Source organism: Corallococcus sp. EGB (assembly GCF_019968905.1).
In the GTDB taxonomy this organism is placed as follows: Bacteria; Myxococcota; Myxococcia; order Myxococcales; family Myxococcaceae; genus Corallococcus.
The window spans coordinates 1,647,142-1,663,816 of sequence record NZ_CP079946.1 but is presented as its reverse complement, the minus strand read 5'-3'; the positions used below and the strand labels follow the sequence as shown (position 1 = coordinate 1,663,816).

Annotated in this window: 15 protein-coding genes; 8 read left to right on the top strand and 7 right to left on the bottom strand. The window is 69.5% G+C overall.

All coding sequences use genetic code 11. The features are described from left to right. Positions 1–38 precede the first annotated feature (38 nt). A complete protein-coding gene (locus KYK13_RS06850) occupies positions 39–1,655 on the bottom strand; it encodes an NADP-dependent glyceraldehyde-3-phosphate dehydrogenase (protein ID WP_223642892.1) in 1,617 nt (538 codons plus the stop codon). A 144-nt stretch (positions 1,656–1,799) separates the two neighbouring features. Between KYK13_RS06850 and KYK13_RS06845 the strand changes: the two genes are divergently transcribed. The 6 genes from KYK13_RS06845 (at position 1,800) to KYK13_RS06820 (ending at position 9,026) form a co-directional block, all read left to right on the top strand. Further along, entirely contained in the window at positions 1,800–3,935 is a 2,136-nt protein-coding gene (locus KYK13_RS06845) for a von Willebrand factor type A domain-containing protein (RefSeq protein WP_370645305.1), read from the top strand. Between the two features lie 10 nt (positions 3,936–3,945). Then, on the top strand, positions 3,946–5,790 hold the full coding sequence (locus KYK13_RS06840; protein WP_223642890.1) for a HAMP domain-containing sensor histidine kinase: 1,845 nt from the start codon (positions 3,946–3,948) through the stop codon (positions 5,788–5,790). Further along, positions 5,787–6,491 (top strand): response regulator transcription factor, encoded by a 705-nt coding sequence (locus KYK13_RS06835; protein WP_223642888.1) that lies wholly within the window; start codon positions 5,787–5,789, stop codon positions 6,489–6,491. Before KYK13_RS06840 ends, KYK13_RS06835 begins: the two co-directional genes overlap by 4 nt. Before the next feature lie 18 nt (positions 6,492–6,509). Next, positions 6,510–6,875 (top strand): carboxypeptidase-like regulatory domain-containing protein, encoded by a 366-nt coding sequence (locus KYK13_RS06830; RefSeq protein ID WP_223642886.1) that lies wholly within the window; start codon positions 6,510–6,512, stop codon positions 6,873–6,875. Positions 6,876–6,917: 42 nt separating this feature from the next. Beyond that, positions 6,918–7,679 (top strand): type 1 glutamine amidotransferase domain-containing protein, encoded by a 762-nt coding sequence (locus KYK13_RS06825; protein WP_223642884.1) that lies wholly within the window; start codon positions 6,918–6,920, stop codon positions 7,677–7,679. A 129-nt stretch (positions 7,680–7,808) separates the two neighbouring features. Then, the gene (locus KYK13_RS06820) at positions 7,809–9,026 is read left to right on the top strand and encodes an RICIN domain-containing protein (RefSeq protein ID WP_223642882.1); all 1,218 of its coding nucleotides are present in this window, start codon (positions 7,809–7,811) and stop codon (positions 9,024–9,026) included. A gap of 16 nt (positions 9,027–9,042) precedes the next feature. Here the strand turns inward: KYK13_RS06820 and KYK13_RS06815 are convergent, their stop codons facing one another. The 5 genes from KYK13_RS06815 to KYK13_RS06795 form a co-directional block, all read right to left on the bottom strand. Beyond that, positions 9,043–10,125, bottom strand: a complete 1,083-nt coding sequence (locus tag KYK13_RS06815) for a hypothetical protein (protein ID WP_223642880.1) — start codon at positions 10,123–10,125, stop codon at positions 9,043–9,045. 40 nt (positions 10,126–10,165) lie between these two features. Then, positions 10,166–10,558, bottom strand: coding sequence for a VOC family protein (locus KYK13_RS06810; protein ID WP_223642878.1), 393 nt, complete (start codon positions 10,556–10,558; stop codon positions 10,166–10,168). An 89-nt stretch (positions 10,559–10,647) separates the two neighbouring features. Continuing rightward, complete coding sequence (locus KYK13_RS06805) at positions 10,648–11,214, bottom strand: DNA-3-methyladenine glycosylase I (RefSeq protein ID WP_223642876.1); 567 nt, start codon at positions 11,212–11,214, stop codon at positions 10,648–10,650. Positions 11,215–11,287: 73 nt separating this feature from the next. Next, positions 11,288–11,992, bottom strand: a complete 705-nt coding sequence (locus tag KYK13_RS06800; RefSeq protein WP_223642874.1) for a bifunctional 2-polyprenyl-6-hydroxyphenol methylase/3-demethylubiquinol 3-O-methyltransferase UbiG — start codon at positions 11,990–11,992, stop codon at positions 11,288–11,290. Between the two features lie 76 nt (positions 11,993–12,068). Next, positions 12,069–12,296: a DUF1059 domain-containing protein gene (locus KYK13_RS06795; RefSeq protein ID WP_223642872.1), complete on the bottom strand. Its 228-nt coding sequence runs from the start codon at positions 12,294–12,296 to the stop codon at positions 12,069–12,071. A gap of 102 nt (positions 12,297–12,398) precedes the next feature. On the opposite strand from KYK13_RS06795, the gene KYK13_RS06790 reads away from it, so the two are divergent. Then, positions 12,399–14,054: an FAD-binding dehydrogenase gene (locus tag KYK13_RS06790; RefSeq protein WP_223642870.1), complete on the top strand. Its 1,656-nt coding sequence runs from the start codon at positions 12,399–12,401 to the stop codon at positions 14,052–14,054. Positions 14,055–14,108: 54 nt separating this feature from the next. Here KYK13_RS06790 and KYK13_RS06785 read toward each other — a convergent pair whose 3' ends face one another. Beyond that, entirely contained in the window at positions 14,109–14,558 is a 450-nt protein-coding gene (locus KYK13_RS06785; RefSeq protein WP_223642868.1) for a GFA family protein, read from the bottom strand. A 145-nt stretch (positions 14,559–14,703) separates the two neighbouring features. Here KYK13_RS06785 and KYK13_RS06780 point away from each other — a divergent pair, with 145 nt between their 5' ends. Then, complete coding sequence (locus KYK13_RS06780) at positions 14,704–16,665, top strand: S9 family peptidase (RefSeq protein WP_223642866.1); 1,962 nt, start codon at positions 14,704–14,706, stop codon at positions 16,663–16,665. Positions 16,666–16,675: the final 10 nt, after the last annotated feature.

Below are 16,675 nucleotides of genomic sequence, written 5' to 3'. Positions count from 1 at the left end.
GGTTGCCCCAGGGCTTAGCACCAAGGGCCGAGGCGGGACTAGAAGAGGAAGTCGGTGGTGAGGAAATCCGACTCTCGGCGGGTCAGGATGGATTGGACGAGCGCCGTGTTGTCCTGCGTCGTCTTCGTCGCCACCAGCGTGCGGATGGAGAACACCCGCAGCGCGTCCGCCACGGACAGGGTCCCCTCCGCGGAGTCCTTGCGGCCGTTGAAGGGGAAGGTGTCCGGCCCGCGCTGGCACTGGCAGTTGAGGTTGATGCGGCCCACTTGGTTGGAGAACGCGTCGATGAACCGGCCGATGCGCGCCGAGTCCTTCCCGAACAGGCTGAGCTGCTGGCCGAACGGCGACTCCACCACCAGCCGCACGGCCTCCGCGTCGTCGTCGAAGACCATCACCGGCACCACCGGGCCGAACTGCTCCTCCGTGGCCAGCCGCATGTCCCGCGTCACCGGGTACACCACCGCGGGCGAGTAGAACGACCGCGACGCCTGGCCGCCCGTCTGGTTCACCACGCGGGCGCCCTTGGAGACCGCGTCATCCACCAGCCCCTGGAGGTACGCGCCCTTGCCCGGCTCCGGCAGCGGCGTGATGGCGACGCCCGGGTCCCAGGGCATGCCGGGCTTGAGCTTGTCCACGGCGGCGGTGAACTTCGCGAGGAACGCGTCCACGATGCTCCGGTGCACCACTAGCAGCTTGAGCGCCGTGCACCGCTGGCCGTTGAAGGACAGCGCACCGGTGATGCACTCCTTCACCGCGTTATCCAGGTCCGCGTCCTCCAGGATGATGGCCGGGTTCTTCGCGTCCAGCCCCAGCACGGACTTGAGGCGGTGCGGACGGGGGTGCATGCGCTTCAGCTCGCTGGCGCCCTTGTTGGTGCCGATGAAGGCGAACAGGTCCACCTGCCCGCTCTCCATCAGCGCGCCCACGGTCTCGCGGCCCCGGCCGTAGATGATGTTGATGACGCCGGGCGGGAAGCAGTCGCGGAACGCCTCCAGGAGGGGGCGCACCAGCAGCACGCCGAACTTCGCCGGCTTGAACACCACGGTGTTGCCCATCAGCAGCGCGGGGAAGAGCGTGCTGAAGGTCTCATTGAGCGGGTAGTTGTACGGCCCCATGCACAGGGCCACGCCCATGGGCGCGCGGCGGATCTGCGCCATGATGCCCTGGTCCTGGACGAAGCGGGACGAGGTGCGGTCCAGCTCCTTCAGCGCGCGGATGGTCTCCACGATGAGGTCCACCGTGCGGTCGAACTCCTTCTCCGAGTCCGGCTGCGTCTTGCCAATCTCCCACATCAGCAGGTTCACCACGGCGGTGCGCTGGGCGCGCATGGCGGTGAGGAAGCGCTCCACGTGCTCGATGCGCTGCGCGACCTTGAGGGAGGGCCAGACGCCCCGGCCGGAGTCATAGGCCTTCACGGCCGCCGCGAGCGCGTCCAGGGACTCGCGTGAGGTGAGCAGCGGAGTCGCGCCAATGGCCTTCTGCTTCAGACCTTCCGGGGTCCGGACGAACACGGGGCTCAGCACCGGGTTGAGGTCACCGGTCCAGGTGCGCAGCTCGCCTCCCACGAGGTACTCGCGTTGCTCCAGGTACGCGGGCAGCCGCACGCCGGGGGGAATCTGCTCTTCAGTGGGAAAGAGGGTGTCGAGTGCCGTCATGGACGGCCTTTCTAATCAGCCCCCCCCGCTCCCGGCACGACTTCCCGCCATGATGAAACCATGATGAGGAGACGAGCCCCCCATGCGGTTCGATGCGGGGTGCATCTGGATGATGGCTCCACCCTGATGCGCGAGAGGTGGTCCATGCTGAAGTCTCTCTTGAGAAGCGCCCTGCCCCTGTTCCTGATGACGTCCGCCGTCCCCGCGATGGCCCAGCCAGATGCGGGCGCCGCCGCCACGAGCGTCATCATTGGCACGGTGATTGACACCGAAACCAAGAAGCCCCTGGCGGACGTGGTCGTCACTGCGACCTCGCCCAGCCTTGTGGGCGAACAGACGGTCGTCACGGATGCCAACGGGAACTTCCGCATCCCCCAGCTTCCCGTGGGCACGTACACGGTGCGGTTCGAAAGGGAGTCGTACAAGCCCTTCGCCCGTCCTGAAGTCCGGCTGCCGTTCAACCGCACCATCCGCGTGAACGTGGAGATGCTCCCCGAGAGCTTCTCGTCGACGGAAACCATGGTGGGTGCGCCGCCGACCATCGACGTAGGCTCCACGAACCAGGGCGTGAACGTGGACCAGGAGTTCATCAAGCGCATCGCGGTGTCGCGCCCGGCGAGCAGGGGCGGTCCGACACGCAGCTACGAATCCCTGGCGGAGTTGGCGCCGCACGGTGATGGCGATCCGAACAGCACCAACGACCGCGCGCGCGCACCGTCCTGGGCCCTGCCGTACATGCACGTCCTCGTCCCGGACGGCACGCCGCAGACGGTGTACCGCGCGCCCCAGGCCTCGGCGGTCCCCACGCCGCAGCCCGCGCCGGAGCGCACCGTGGCCCCGAAGGACCGGCCCTTCTTCGACATGTACTTCAAGGGCTACGGCGTGAACCCCACCGTGGACACCGAGGAGGAGCGCTTCTCCACCTTCTCCGTGGACACCGACACGGCGTCGTACACGCTGACGCGCGCCTACCTGGAGCGCGGCGCGCTTCCGGACGAGCAGGCCGTGCGCGTGGAGGAGTTCGTCAACACCTTCGACTACGGCTACGCCAACGCCCCGGACGGGCCCTTCAGCGTGAACGTGGAGGGCTTCCCCTCCCCCGCGCGCAAGGGCTACCAGGTGGTGCACATCGGCGTGAAGGCGCGCGACGTGAGCAGCGCGCAGCGCAAGCCGGCCCACCTGGTCTTCGTCATCGACGTGTCCGGCTCCATGGCCATGGAGAACCGGCTGGGCCTGGTGAAGCGCTCGCTGCGCCTGCTGGTGGACGCGCTCGATGAGCGGGACCAGGTGTCCATCGTCGTCTACGGCAGCACCGCCCATCAGGTGCTGGCCCCCACCAACGCCACGCAGAAGGCCGCCATCCTGGACGCCATCGACAGCCTCCAGACGGAGGGGGCCACCAACGCACAGGCTGGCATGGAGCTGGGCTACGCGCTGGCCGCGAGCCACATGCTCCAGGGCGGCATCAACCGCGTCATCCTCTGCTCGGATGGCGTGGCGAACAACGGCATCACCGAGGCGGACGGCATCTGGGCGCGCGTGAAGGAGCAGGCGGCGGCGGGCATCACCTTGTCCACCGTGGGCTTCGGCATGGGCAACTACAACGACGTGCTGATGGAGCGTCTGGCCCAGGTGGGTGAAGGCAACTACTCCTACGTGGACAAGCTGGACGAGGCCCGCCGTATCTTCGTGCAGAACCTCACCGGCACCCTCCAGGTGGTGGCCAAGGACGTGAAGCTCCAGGTGGAGTTCGACCGCAAGACGGTGTCCCGCTACCGCCTCATCGGCTACGAGAACCGGCTGCTCACGAAGCAGCAGTTCAACGACGACCGCGTTGACGCGGGCGAGGTGGGCGCGGGCCATGCCGTCACCGCCCTCTACGAGGTGAAGCTGCGCGACCCGTCGCAGACGAACTTCGGCACGCTGCGGATCCGCTACAAGTCGCCGGAGGGCGGCAGCTCGCGCCTCATCGAGAAGGCGATGCCCGTGACGCTCCTGCGTCCCGCCTATGAGAAGGCCGCGTCCCCCACCCGCCTGTCCTACGTCGCCGCTGCCTTCGCGGAGAAGCTGCGCGGCTCCTACTGGGCGCGTCCGCTCACCTACGACGCGCTCGTGTCGCTGTGGGAGGAGCTGGGCACGCCGCTGAAGGCCCGCGAGGACGTGGCGGAGCTGGGCGAGCTCATCCGGCTGGCGAAGAAGCTGGACCGCCGCGAGGACCGCTTCGAGTCCATCGCGCCGGTGCGCACCATGGACGCCGACCGCGTCCCCACCATCAAGTAGGGACCTCCGGATGCCGCGCAGGCTGCTGCCCACCCTCGTTGCCCTCGTGCTCGGCCTCGCCGGGCTCGGGGTCGGCCTGGGGTATCTCCACCGCATCTTCGCCGCGGAACGCGAGGATGCGCGGGCCTCGCTCCGCTCCCGGCGCGAGGCCCTGGAGCAGTACGCGCGCGCCTCGTTGGGGCAGGCGCTGCGCGAAGGCCTGGAGGCTGCGCGCGGCACGCTGGCGATGGCGAAGGAGGACCCGCTTGTGGCCACGCCGGGGCTGTACCTGCGGGAACAGGGGGAGCAGGTACTGCCCCGGCTGGCGCTGTTCGACACGGCCGGGGACTCGCCCGCGAAGGACCGCTACGCGCGGCTGCGCGCGGGCACGGAGGTCGCGGACGAGGACGAGGGCCCGTGGAAGGAGCAGTTGGAGCGAATGGCGCTGGTGGAGCAGGCGCTGAAGGCGAAGGACCGCAGGGCCACGCTGCTGTCGTTGATGGCGCTGCTCCAGCACCGCACCCACTTCGTGCTCGCGTCCACGCGGGACCTGCCCTCGATGCTGGTCGTCCTGGAGGACGTGGCGGCGCGGGGCGACGTGGTGCCGGACCTGATGCGGGCCCTGGTGCGCGACGGGCTCCTGGATGGACAGGGTGGAGGACGGCTGGAGGGATTGCAGCGGCTGCTGCTGCTCAAGCGCTCGCGCTTCACCCCGGAGGACTTCGACTTCCTGCGCGGGAAGGTGTCGGCCCTTTCCGCGCGCGTGGGCGTGCCGGCGGCGGACTTCGAGGCACGGGCGCGCGAGCTGGCCGCGTCGCCGCTGCCTCTTCCAGAGGCCGTGCTGGAGCCGGTGCTGACGCGCTCCGGCTGGTACCTGGAGCCGTTGTCGGGCGGAGACGTGCGCGGCCTCGCGCTGGACCTGCCCGGGCTGCTGGCGGGGCTCACCCGCGAGATGCGTGAGCGCGGCCTGCTGGAGGCGGATGGGCGCGTGACCCTGCCGGGAGATGCGCCGGTGTTGACGCTGGCGTCGCTGCCCGTGGCGGTGGAGTCGTCGGCGTGGGCTCGGGGCGAGGATGCGCTGGAGAGCCGCTACCGGCTCAAGACGCTGATGCTGGCCCTGTGCGCGGCGCTGGCGCTGATCATCGCGGCGCTGGCCTTCGTGGCGCAGCAGCGCAAGTACCGCTTCCTGGAGCTGAAGAGCGACTTCGTGGCCACGGTGTCGCATGAACTGCGCACGCCGCTCGCCTCCATCCGCCTGCTCGCGGAGACGCTGGAGTGGCGGGTGGCGGAGGGCGCGGACGCGAAGGACTACCCCGCGCGCATCATCCGCGAGGCGGACGGGCTGGGCTTCCTGGTGGAGAACCTGCTGTCCTTCAACCGCATCGACAAGGGGCGCTGGGTGCCGAAGCTCGCGCCGATGCGACTGGACGAGTTGGTCTCCCAGCTGCGCCGGGACCTGGAGTCCGGCGCGCCGGTGCTGGTGGAGCTGACCGCGGACGTGGACGCGCGCGAGCTGAACGCGGACGCGCAGCTGTTGCGGCTCCTGCTGGCGAACCTGGCGCGCAACGCCTGCGCGTACAACACACGCAGCCCCGTGCGGCTGCATGTCCAGACGCTCTCCGGAGGACGGGTGCACTTCACGGACAACGGCACCGGCATCCCGGCGTCCGAGTGGGAGCGCGTCTTCGGCGAGTTCTACCGGCTGTCCGGCCGCGACGGCCGCGAGGTGCCCGGCAGCGGGCTGGGGCTCGCGCTGTGCCGGAAGATTGCCCGGCTGCATGGGGGCTCGCTGCGCGTGGCCGCCTCCAGCCCTGAAGGCACCACCTTCGAATTGACCCTTCCCGAGTACCGGCCCGAAGCCCGGAGCACCGCATGACCACCGCCGTCCCCACCGTCCTCGTCGTGGAGGACGACCCGAACCTGCGGCTCGCGCTGCGCGACAACCTGGAGCACCAGGGCGGCTACGCAGTGGAGGAGGCCGCCACGGTGAAGGAGGCGCGCGAGCAGCTCTCCCGCCGCGACTTCCAGCTCATCCTCCTGGACGTGATGCTGCCGGATGGAGACGGCTATGCACTCTGCCGCTCGCTGCGCGAGGAGGGTCTGGGCGTTCCGGTGCTGATGCTCACCGCGCGCACGCTGGAAGAAGACGTGGTGCGCGGCTTCGAATCTGGCGCGCAGGACTACCTGGGCAAGCCCTACCGGCTGCGCGAATTGCTCGCACGCGTGGGCGCTCACCTGCGGCGCGGTGGCGTGGCTCCGGCGAAGATCCTGCGCTTCGCGGGCTACAGCGTGGACCTGGACCGGCGGCGGGTGGAGACACCCGAGGGCGCGGAGGTGGAACTGACGCGCAAGGAGTTCGACCTGCTGGCCTTCTTCCTGAAGGAACGCGAGCGCGCGCTCAAGCGCGACGAGATCCTGGACGCGGTCTGGGGCACGGACGTGGTGGTGGATCCGCACACCGTGGACAACTTCGTCTCCAGCCTGAAGCGCAAGCTCAAGTGGACCAGCGCGTCCCGCTTCTCCATCCAGACCGTGCGCGGCGTGGGCTATCGTCTGGAGGTCGAGCGCGGTTCCTGAGTTGAGAGGGGGTCACCGATGCGGTTCCTGTTCCACGGCCTGCCGTGCCTCGTGTTGTGGCTGTTCGCAACGCCCGCGAGTGCCGGGTCCGACAGCGCCATCTTCGGAACCGTCATCGACGTCGCAACCCAGAAGCCCATCGCGGACATGGTCGTTACAGCGGTCTCGCCCTCCCTCGGGAAGGAGGAGGTCGTTGTCACGGATGGACAGGGAAACTTCCGCATCGGGCACCTGCCACCGGGGCGATACACGCTGCGCTTCGAACGGATGTACTACCACCTGTACGTGCGCGAGGACCTCCAGCTCCAAGAGGGCCACTCGCTCCGGGTGCGCGCCGAAGTGGCTCCCAACCCGAACGAGCCCGTCATGGGGTGCGGACCCTGAAGTCCGCTTGTCAGCCCCGAGGCCGCGGGAAACACTGACCGCATGGCCTCCACCCGCCGCGTCCTCGTTCCGCTGCCTGACCACGACTTCGACGTCACCGAGGTGGCCGTGCCCTGGCGCATGCTCACCGACGCGGGCCACGACGTCGTGTTCGCCACGGAGAAGGGCCACATGCCCGCCGCGGATCCGCTGCTGCTCACCGGCGTGCTCTTCGGACAGCTGGGTGCGGATCCGGAGCCGAAGCGCTTCTACGGCGAGCTCACGCTCACGGAGGCCTTCCAGAAGCCCCTCACCTGGGACGCGGTGACGCCGTCGGACTTCGACGCGCTCCTGCTTCCCGGAGGCCACGCGCCGGGCATGCGGCAGTACCTGGGCAGCGAGGCGCTCCAGGCGAAGGTGGCCGCGTTCTGGGCGCTCCACCGGCCCGTGGCGGCCATCTGCCACGGCGTGCTGGTGCTGGCCCGCGCGAAGGACCCCGCCACCGGCAAGAGCGTGCTCCACGGCACGCGCACCACGTGCCTGCCCAAGTACATGGAGCGCTCCGCGTACCTGCTCACGGCGTGGAAGCTGGGGCGCTACTACCGGACCTACCCTGCCTACGTGGAGGAGGAGGTCATCGCCGCGCTCGCGGACCCGGGCCACTTCGAGCGCGGCCCCCGCGTCCTCTCCAAGCGTGGCACCGCGACGGACCACACGCCCGCCTTCGTGGTGGAGGACGGGCGCTACGTGTCCGCGCGGTGGCCGGGGGACGCGTACCTCTTCACGGAGCGCTTCCTGAAGCACCTTTCGGATTCCCCGGATTGACTGGATACCAGGCCCAATGGCATGAATCCCGGGAAACTTTGTTCATCCAGAAAACAAAGTTCACCTGGGATGTATGAATCCACCTCCCAGGAGTTCCTCCACCTGCTGGCGGTACCCATGGGAGACGTCATGAGCCACAAGGGAGTCATCCGCGGTCTGTCGTTGCTGGGAGTCGTGGGCGCGCTGGCGGGCTGTTCGGGGCCGGAGACCGGAGACACCGCGCAAGCAGCCGTCGGCCAGGTGGAGAGCGCCGCCGTCGTGTCCACCATCACGGAGGGGGACTACGTCATCCGCTCCGTGCGGACGAACAAGTGCATCGACGTGGCGTCCTCCAGCACGGCCGACGGCGCGAAGGTGCAGCAGTGGGACTGCAACGGCACCAACGCGCAGAAGTTCCACATCTCGCCCACGTCGGGCGGGTTCTACAAGATCATCAACGTCAACAGCGGCAAGGCCCTGGACATCGAGGGCGTCAGCACCGCGGAGAACGCGGTCCTCCACCAGTGGACCTACGTGGGCGGCGCCAACCAGCAGTTCCAGTTCATCAACCGGGGCGGCGTGCAGTTCAGCTTCCACCCGCGCCACACGGGCATGGCCATGGACCTGTCGTGGGGCTCGCCGGACAACGGCACGCTCATCGTCCAGTACCCCTTCTATCCGGACCGCGACAACCAGCGCTGGACGTTCGACCTGGTCTCCGGCGGCGGTGGAGGCGGCGGCACGGGCTTCGCGGGCATCCTCACCCGCGACACGTTCAACACCATGTTCCCCAACCGCAACGGCTTCTACACCTACGACGCGCTCATCGCCGCCGCGAACACCTTCCCGGGCCTGGCGACCACGGGAGACACGGACACTCGCAAGCGCGAGGTGGCCGCCTTCCTGGCCAATGCCTCACATGAGACGGGCGGGCTCGTCTACATCGAGGAGATCAACCAGACGAGCTCCTACTGCGACACGTCGTGGGGGCCGCCGGGCTGCACCTGCGCGCCGAACAAGAAGTACTTCGGCCGCGGCCCCATGCAGCTGTCGTGGAACGGCAACTACTGCGCGGCGGGCAACGCGCTGGGACTGCCGCTCCAGGCGAACCCGGAGCTGCTGGCCCAGGACGCGAACGCCTCGTGGCGCTCGGGCTTCTGGTTCTGGACCACGCAGACGGGCGCGGGCTCCATGACGGCGCACAACGCCATGGTGAACGGCGCGGGCTTCGGTGAGACCATCCGCACCCTCAACGGCTCGCTGGAGTGCAACGGCCGCAACCCCGCCCAGGTGAAGAGCCGCGTGGACGCCTACAAGTACTTCTGCTCGCTGCTCGGCGTGAGCCCCGGCGCCAACCTGGAGTGCTGACGGCGCGCACGTGCGCTCAGGGGATCTGCCCCAACAGCTCGAAGAGCGCCTCGCGCGTGAGCCCCGACGCGTCGCGAGCGACCGTCTCCAGCATCCCCTTCGCCCGGCCCAGTCGGGCCGGGCCCGCCTCCTCCAGCGCGGCCACCGCGGCCTCCTGGAGCTCGCGCGATGCGGCCGGCCCCAACTGGCCCTTCAGCAGAAAGAGAGCCTCCGCCGCCGGAGCGCCGGAGCGCACCAGCGCCACGGCGGAGCGGGCCGCGACGTGGGGGCTCTCGTCCCGGAGGTGCTCGCGCAGGGCAGCGATGGCGGCGGGCGACAAGGGGCCGCTCAATCCCAGCAGGGACGCCACCTCCTGCCGGATGGGCGCTTCCGGCGCGGTCAGCGTGCGCAGCAACGTTGGCTCCAGGTCCGGCAAGGCGGGCACGGGCAGTTCATCCAGGGACAACTCATCCAGCATGCCCCGCAGGGTCACCAGGGCCAGGTAGAGGCGCGCGCCGTCCGACCCGCGCACCACCTCCAGCAACCGGGGCGCGGTGAGGTCCGGCGCCAGCAGGGCCAGCGCCGCCAGGGACTCCAGCGCGGAGAGGGCCACGGGCTCGTCATCCTCCAGGAGCTCCAGCAGCCTGGGCAGCGCCGGCGCCGCCGCGTTTCCCAGGCGGCCCACGACGCGCGCCATGGCGGCGCGGACCGAGGCCTCCGGGTGCTGGAACAGCCCGTCCAGCGCGCGGAGCCAGGACGGGTCCACCCGGCACACGAAGGTGAGCACGCTCGCGGCGTGCTCCAGCGCCGGAGCTTCGGCCTCCATGCGCGCGAGCACCTCCACCACGTTCTTGACGGCGAGCCCGGCGAGGCTCGCCTGCGGGGGCCACCAGCTGCGCTGCAACAGGAACAGCACCGGCTCCACCGCCGCCGTCCCGGGCCGTCCCAGTTCCTCCAGCAGCGCCCGGGCGGTCCGCTCCCGCGACTCCGGCGCCCCGGACACCAGCGACTCCTCCAACGCCGACAGCGCCTCCTCGCGTGCGTTCACATCCCGCGAGGAGAGTCGCTCCAGCCATTCCTCCACCGTGCGGACACGGCCCCTGTTGCGCTCCGAAGACATGGTCCCAGCGTAGCGCAACGCCCCCGGAGGCCAGGGCCGGCTACATCATCTGCGCGATCTGGATGAGGTTGCCGCAGGTGTCCTCGAGGACGGCGACGGTGACGGGGCCCATGTTGGCGGGCTTGCTCTTGAACACCGCGCCGAGCTTCACCATGCGCTCATATTCCGCCTGGCAGTCGTCGACGCCGAACGACGCCGCCGGGATGCCCGCGTCGAACAGCGCCTTCTGGTACACGCGCGAGGGCGGAAAACCCATGGGCTCCAGCAACAACTGCGTGCCCTCCTGCGCGTCCGGAGAGACGACGGTCAGCCACCGGTCGCCCCCCGCGCCCACCGGGACGTCCACCTTCAGCACGAAGCCCAGGACCTCCGTGTAGAACTTCAGGGCCCGGGCCTGATCATTCACCATCACGCTCATCACACTGAGCCGCATTCCGTGTCTCCCTTCCCTTCGAATCCGCACCGCGGACATCCACCAGGTCCCCACGGCGCCACAAGCCCTCCCAGGTCAACGCTTCGCGCTCAGCGGTGCCGCACGCCGTGGCGGAAGCAGTCCACGGTGTGGTCGTCCACGATGCCCGTGGCCTGCATCCACGCGTAGACGATGACGGGCCCCACGAACTTGAAGCCGCGCTGCTTGAAGGCCTTGGAGTACGCCTCCGACAGCGGCGTCTTCGCCGGCACGTCGCCCCGCCCCTTCCACGCATTGCGGATGGGCTTTCCGCCCGCCATGCCCCAGACGAACGTGGAGAAGTCCTCGCCCGCCTCCTGCATCTTCAGGTAGGCGCGCGCGTTGCCGATGGTCGCTTCAATCTTCGCGCGCGCCCGCACGATGCCCTCGTCCGCCAGCAGGCGCGTGACGTCCTTCTCCGTGAAGCGCGCCACCACCTTCGGGTCGAAGCCCTTGAAGGCCTTCCGGAAGGCGTCGCGCTTGCGCAGGATGACGATCCACGCGAGCCCCGCCTGGAAGCCCTCCAACATCAGCATCTCCCAGAGCGCGCGGCTGTCGCGCACGGGCACGCCCCACTCCTCGTCGTGGTAGGCCTGATACAGCGGATCATTCCCCGCCCAGAAACACCGCTGTTGCATCCGCGCTCCTCGTGGGTTCACGGCAGGGCTACCACGGAGACTGAACAGGCGGCCAGTCCTGTCGCGCGTCTTTTCAGCGGGGCCGGGTCAGCAGCGCGAACAGCCCATCGCTCCACCACCGGCCGCGCAGCCCGGGCAGGAAGCGCTGCCAGTACACGCTGCTGCGCGGAATGCGCCCGGGCAGCGGGTAGTCGAACTCGATGGACTGGAAGCCTGCCTCCACGGCCATGCGCCGCGCGTCCAGCTCCGTAATCGGGGTGATGTGCCCGGAGTCGCGGTAGTCCTGGTCGCAGAACGCGGGGAAGTAGCCCCGGACCAGGAAGGACAGCCGCGCGGTCAGGCTGTCGTTGTTCGGCGTGGTGAAGAAGAGGTGGCCTCCGGGCTTGAGGACGCGGAAGGCCTCCTTCACGAAGTGGCGCGGGTTGGCCAGGTGCTCCAGCACCTCAATGGCGAACACCCAGTCCACCGACGCGTCACCCCACGGCAGCGCGTCACGCGACACGTCCCGCTGCTGGAACTCCACGCCCGGCAGACGGCTGGCGCCCGCGTCGTGGATGTCCGTGCTGAGGATGCGCTCGATGGCCGGGTTCTGTCGCAGCCGGCGGATCCACCCGCCGCTGCCCGAGCCCACGTCGAGCACCACGCCGAAGGCCCGCTGCCCCGCCACGGTCCAGGCCGCGTCCCGCAGCGGCTCCGGGGACAGTCCCTCCTGACGCTGCGCGTAGGCGGCGGCGTCGTGGCCCAGCGGTCCCGTGCTGCCCTTCGCTCCGGATTCCATGCGCGGGAGTCTACCCTCCGGAGCGCCGCGGTGCCCGGCCCGTCGCGGGGCGCCGCCTGGCGTCTGGGAGGCCGCCTCACTGCATGGCCGGCCGCTGCTCCGCGCCGGAGCCGCGCAGGGGTGCCCCTTCATCCTTGAGCGAGGCGTGGATCATCTCGCGCAGCTCAGGGCCGTCCTTCTCACCGTGGACGGACACCGCGTGGTCGACCGCCGCCCGCATCACCTCGTCCTCCTCGCCGGTGATGGTCAGCGTGCAGTGGGCCTCATTGGGGGCCTCCCGGCAATCCATGGTCTTGCGTGACATGGCTGAGTCACCTCCTGCTTTTGAGGTGCGCATGTGAAGGCCCCCGCGCAATCTTCCTGAACCGCTATCATCCGCGCGCCAATCGCTACCGGGAGGCACGGCATGGGACAGGGAGTGGATGTCATCGTCGTGGGCGGAGGGCTCGCGGGGCTCGTGGCCGCGACGGAGCTCGCGGACGCGGGCAAGCGCGTCGCCGTGGTGGACCAGGAGGGGCCGCAGAACCTGGGCGGCCAGGCGTTCTGGTCGTTCGGCGGCCTGTTCCTCGTGGACTCGCCCGAGCAGCGGCGCATGGGCATCAAGGACTCCCACGCGCTCGCGCTCGAGGACTGGATGGGCACCGCGGGCTTCGACCGAGAGGAGGACCACTGGCCGCGCAAGTGGGCGGAGGCCTTCGTCGACTTCGCCGCGGGCGAGATGCGCCCCTGGCTGGTCCAGCAGGGCATGAGCTGGTTCCCCGTGGTGGGCTGGGCGGAGCGCGGCGGCTACGGCGCCGTGGGCCACGGCAACTCCGTCCCCCGCTTCCATGTCACCTGGGGCACCGGCCCCGGCGTGCTGGAGCCCTTCGTGCGCCGGGCCAGGGCCGCGGAAGCGAAGGGCACCCTCACCTTCCTCTTCCGCCACCGCGTGGACGAACTGCTCACACAGGACGGCGCGGTGGTGGGCGTGCGCGGCAAGGTGCTGGAGCCCACGGACGTCCCTCGCGGCGTCAGCAGCTCGCGCGTGACGACGGGTGACTTCGAATTGCGCGCGGGCGCGGTCATCGTCACATCCGGCGGCATCGGCGGCAACCACGAGCTCGTGCGCAAGGCATGGCCCCAGCGCATGGGCCCCGCGCCGAAGTTCATGATCCAGGGCGTGCCCGACCACGTGGACGGCCGGATGATCGCCATCACGGAGGCCGCGGGCGGACGCCTCATCAACCGCGACCGCATGTGGCACTACACGGAGGGCCTGCGGAACTGGAACCCCATCTGGCCCCGTCACGGCATCCGCATCCTCCCGGGCCCCAGCTCGCTGTGGCTGGACGCCACCGGCAAGCGCCTGCCGCCGCCGCTGTTCCCCGGCTTCGACACGCTGGGCACGCTGGAGCACATCCTCAAGGCGGGCCACGAGCACACCTGGTTCATCCTCAACCAGTGGATCATCAAGAAGGAGTTCGCGCTCTCCGGCTCCGAGCAGAACCCGGACCTCACCGGCAAGGACTGGCTGGGCGTGCTCAACCGCGCCGTGGGCAAGAAGGCCATGGGCCCGGTGGAGGCCTTCAAGGAGAAGGGCGAGGACTTCGTCGTCTCCGACAACCTGCGCGACCTGGTCGCCGGGATGAACGCGAAGACGGAGACGCCGCTGCTGGACTTCGCCACCGTGGAGCGCGAGGTGAAGGCCCGCGACCTCCAGATGGACAACCCGTTCAGCAAGGACTTGCAGCTGGCCGCCATCCGGCAGGCGCGCAACTACCGGGGCGACAAGCTGGTGCGCACCGCGAAGCCGCACCGCATCCTGGACCCCGCCGCGGGGCCGCTCATCGGCGTGAAGCTGAACATCCTCACGCGCAAGACGCTGGGTGGCTTCGAGACCGACCTCCAGGGCCGCGTCTTCAACGCCCAGGGGAAGACCATCCCAGGGCTCTATGCGGCAGGCGAGGTGGCCGGCTTCGGAGGCGGTGGCGTCCACGGCTACCGCGCCCTCGAAGGGACGTTCCTCGGCGGCTGCATCTTCTCCGGGCGCGCCGCGGGCCGGGCCGCCGCGGGGAATGTGTAGTCACGACCGGTGACGGGCAGGGGCGCTGAAGGCCCGCGCCCGTCCCTGGCGTCTTCAGGCGGCGGCCTGGAAGGGCCACGGCGTGGGCCGCGTACCCGCCGCCCAGTTGTCGTGCCGGCCGTCCCAGTACTGGAAGGTGAGCAGCGACGGGTCCACGTCATCCAGCGTGTTGACGTAGATGGAGACGAACTTCCCGCCCAGCTCCGGGACGTCGCCGTCGCCGAAGCACACGACGCCGCAGCGGCCGCAGAAGCTGCGGGTGTTGGGGCTGCCGTCGCGCCCGTACTTCTTGAGGGCGTCCTGCCCCTTCAGCAGCCGGAACGCGTCCGGCTTCATCCCCACGCCGCCGCCGTAGCCGTACTTCATGCAGATGGTGCAGTTGCAGCGGGTCACACCGGCCAGGTCCACGGTGGCCTCGTAACGCACGGCGCCGCACAGGCAGCCGCCCGCGTAGGTGTGCAGGCCGCGCAGGGGGAGGGTCTTCGACAGGTCGTTCTGGGTCATGGCGGAATCTCCGGTGCCGCGTTGAAGGAACGCACCCAATGTCGCCCCGGCCCGTGACAGCCTTATGTCAGGTTTGTCGCCCGCTCTTTTTGAACCCGGCGGGGCCTGGGCCAGAGTTCTCCGGTCCGCCGTCCCCGGAGGCCACATGCCCGCGTGGAAGTCCCTGTCCCGTGTCCTTGCCCCAACGCTGCTCCTGCCCTTGCTGGGAGCCGCGCCGCCCGCCGCCCCGCCGGCCCCCAGGCCCGCTCCGGCCGCGAACGCGCCGGTGACCCGTCCGTCGAAGCAGTACACGGTGGAGCAGTTCATGGGGTCCACGGAGGTGATGAGCCCGGTCTTCACTTCGGACGGCAAGCAGCTGCTCTTCTCGTCGAACGCGTCCGGCATCATCAACGTCCACACCGTGCCGGTGGGCGGGGGCAAGCCCTCCGCGCTGACGCGCTCGAAGACGGACAGCGTCCACGTGGTTGGCGCCTTCCCGCACGACAACCGCTTCCTCTTCGAGCGGGACAAGGGCGGCGATGAGCAGACGCACGTCTACGTGCGCACACCGGACGGCAAGGAGAAGGACCTCACGCCCATGAAGAAGGGCGCCGCCGGTTTCCTGGGCTTCAGCCACGACGACAGCGCGTTCTACATCACCACCAACGAGCGCGACCCGGGCGCCATGGACGTGTACCGCTATGACGCGAAGACGTACGCGCGCAAGCTCCTGGTCCAGAACGACAAGGGGTTCGGCGTCGCCGCCGTGGCCCCGGACGAGAGCTGGGTGGCGCTGGAGGAGGCCACCACCACGTCCGACGGCAACGTGTGGCGCTACGACGTCGCGACGAAGACGATGAAGAACCTCACGCCCCACACGGGCGCGGCCCGCTATCAGGTCGGTGACATCCATCCCGTGACCGGGGAGCTGTACGTCCTCACGGACGACGGCTCGGAGTTCACCCGCGTGGTGCGCCCGGCGAAGGAGGCCGGCAAGTGGGAGGACGTGGAGAAGGCGGACTGGGACATCATCGTCACCGCCTTCTCCCACTCGGGGGCGTTCCGCGTCTCCGTCGTCAACGTGGACGCCGGCTACGAGGTGCGCCTGCATGACCTGAAGGCAGGCACCCAGCTTCCGCTGACAGGATTCCCCGCTGGGATGATCTCCGAAGCCGTCTTCTCCCGTGACGAGAAGCAGCTGGCGGTCGTGATGGAGACGGACCGCTCCTCCGCGAACATCTATGTCCAGGACCTGGCCACGAAGAAGACCACGCGCTTGACGGACACGATGAGCCGCGAGCTCGACCCCGAGGACCTGGTGGACGCGCAGGTGGTGCGCTTCAAGTCCTTCGACGGAATGGAGATCCCCAACCTGCTCTTCAAGCCGCACCAGGCCACGGCGGAGCACAAGGCACCCGCCATCGTCTACGTGCACGGAGGCCCGGGCGGAGAGACGACCCGGGGCTACAACAACTTCGCCCAGTACCTGGTCAACCACGGCTACGTGGTGCTGGGCATCAACAACCGGGGCAGCCGGGGCTACGGCAAGACCTTCTTCAAGGCGGACGACCAGAAGCACGGCAAGGAGCCGCTGCTCGACTGCGTGGAGGCGCGCAAGTACCTGGCGAGCCTGCCGTACGTGGACGGCTCGCGCGTGGCCATCCTCGGGGGCAGCTACGGCGGATACATGGTGCTCGCGGCGCTCGCCTTCCACCCGGACGCCTTCGACGCGGGCGTGGACATCTTCGGCCCCTCCAACTGGCTGCGCACGCTCAAGAGCATGCCTCCCGAGTGGGGCGCCTTCCGCCAGGCCATGTTCCAGGAGATGGGCAACCCGGAGACGCAGGAGGCGATGCTCAGGGAGATCTCCCCTCTCTTCCACGCGGAGCGCATCAAGAAGCCGCTCTTCGTCGTGCAGGGCGCCAATGATCCGCGCGTCCTCCAGGCGGAGTCCGACGACATCGTCGCGGCGGTGAAGAGGAACGGCGTCCCAGTGGAGTACCTGCTGCTGCCCGACGAGGGCCACGGCTTCAAGAAGAAGAAGAACGAGGCGGAGGTCGACCGGCGCACCCTGGAGTTCCTCGACCGCTACCTGCGGCCCGCCACCGCCACGGCCCCCAAGCCCTGAGGGCCGCTTT

Coding starts and splice junctions, on each gene's coding strand:
- KYK13_RS06825 (WP_223642884.1), top strand. CDS start 6,918: ATGGCCTCCACCCGCCGCGTCCTCGTTCCGCTGCCTGACCACGACTTC.
- KYK13_RS06790 (WP_223642870.1), top strand. CDS start 12,399: ATGGGACAGGGAGTGGATGTCATCGTCGTGGGCGGAGGGCTCGCGGGG.
- KYK13_RS06835 (WP_223642888.1), top strand. CDS start 5,787: ATGACCACCGCCGTCCCCACCGTCCTCGTCGTGGAGGACGACCCGAAC.
- KYK13_RS06800 (WP_223642874.1), bottom strand. CDS start 11,992: ATGGAATCCGGAGCGAAGGGCAGCACGGGACCGCTGGGCCACGACGCC.
- KYK13_RS06810 (WP_223642878.1), bottom strand. CDS start 10,558: ATGCGGCTCAGTGTGATGAGCGTGATGGTGAATGATCAGGCCCGGGCC.
- KYK13_RS06805 (WP_223642876.1), bottom strand. CDS start 11,214: ATGCAACAGCGGTGTTTCTGGGCGGGGAATGATCCGCTGTATCAGGCC.
- KYK13_RS06850 (WP_223642892.1), bottom strand. CDS start 1,655: ATGACGGCACTCGACACCCTCTTTCCCACTGAAGAGCAGATTCCCCCC.
- KYK13_RS06780 (WP_223642866.1), top strand. CDS start 14,704: ATGCCCGCGTGGAAGTCCCTGTCCCGTGTCCTTGCCCCAACGCTGCTC.
- KYK13_RS06830 (WP_223642886.1), top strand. CDS start 6,510: ATGCGGTTCCTGTTCCACGGCCTGCCGTGCCTCGTGTTGTGGCTGTTC.
- KYK13_RS06795 (WP_223642872.1), bottom strand. CDS start 12,296: ATGTCACGCAAGACCATGGATTGCCGGGAGGCCCCCAATGAGGCCCAC.
- KYK13_RS06815 (WP_223642880.1), bottom strand. CDS start 10,125: ATGTCTTCGGAGCGCAACAGGGGCCGTGTCCGCACGGTGGAGGAATGG.
- KYK13_RS06820 (WP_223642882.1), top strand. CDS start 7,809: ATGAGCCACAAGGGAGTCATCCGCGGTCTGTCGTTGCTGGGAGTCGTG.
- KYK13_RS06840 (WP_223642890.1), top strand. CDS start 3,946: ATGCCGCGCAGGCTGCTGCCCACCCTCGTTGCCCTCGTGCTCGGCCTC.
- KYK13_RS06785 (WP_223642868.1), bottom strand. CDS start 14,558: ATGACCCAGAACGACCTGTCGAAGACCCTCCCCCTGCGCGGCCTGCAC.
- KYK13_RS06845 (WP_370645305.1), top strand. CDS start 1,800: ATGCTGAAGTCTCTCTTGAGAAGCGCCCTGCCCCTGTTCCTGATGACG.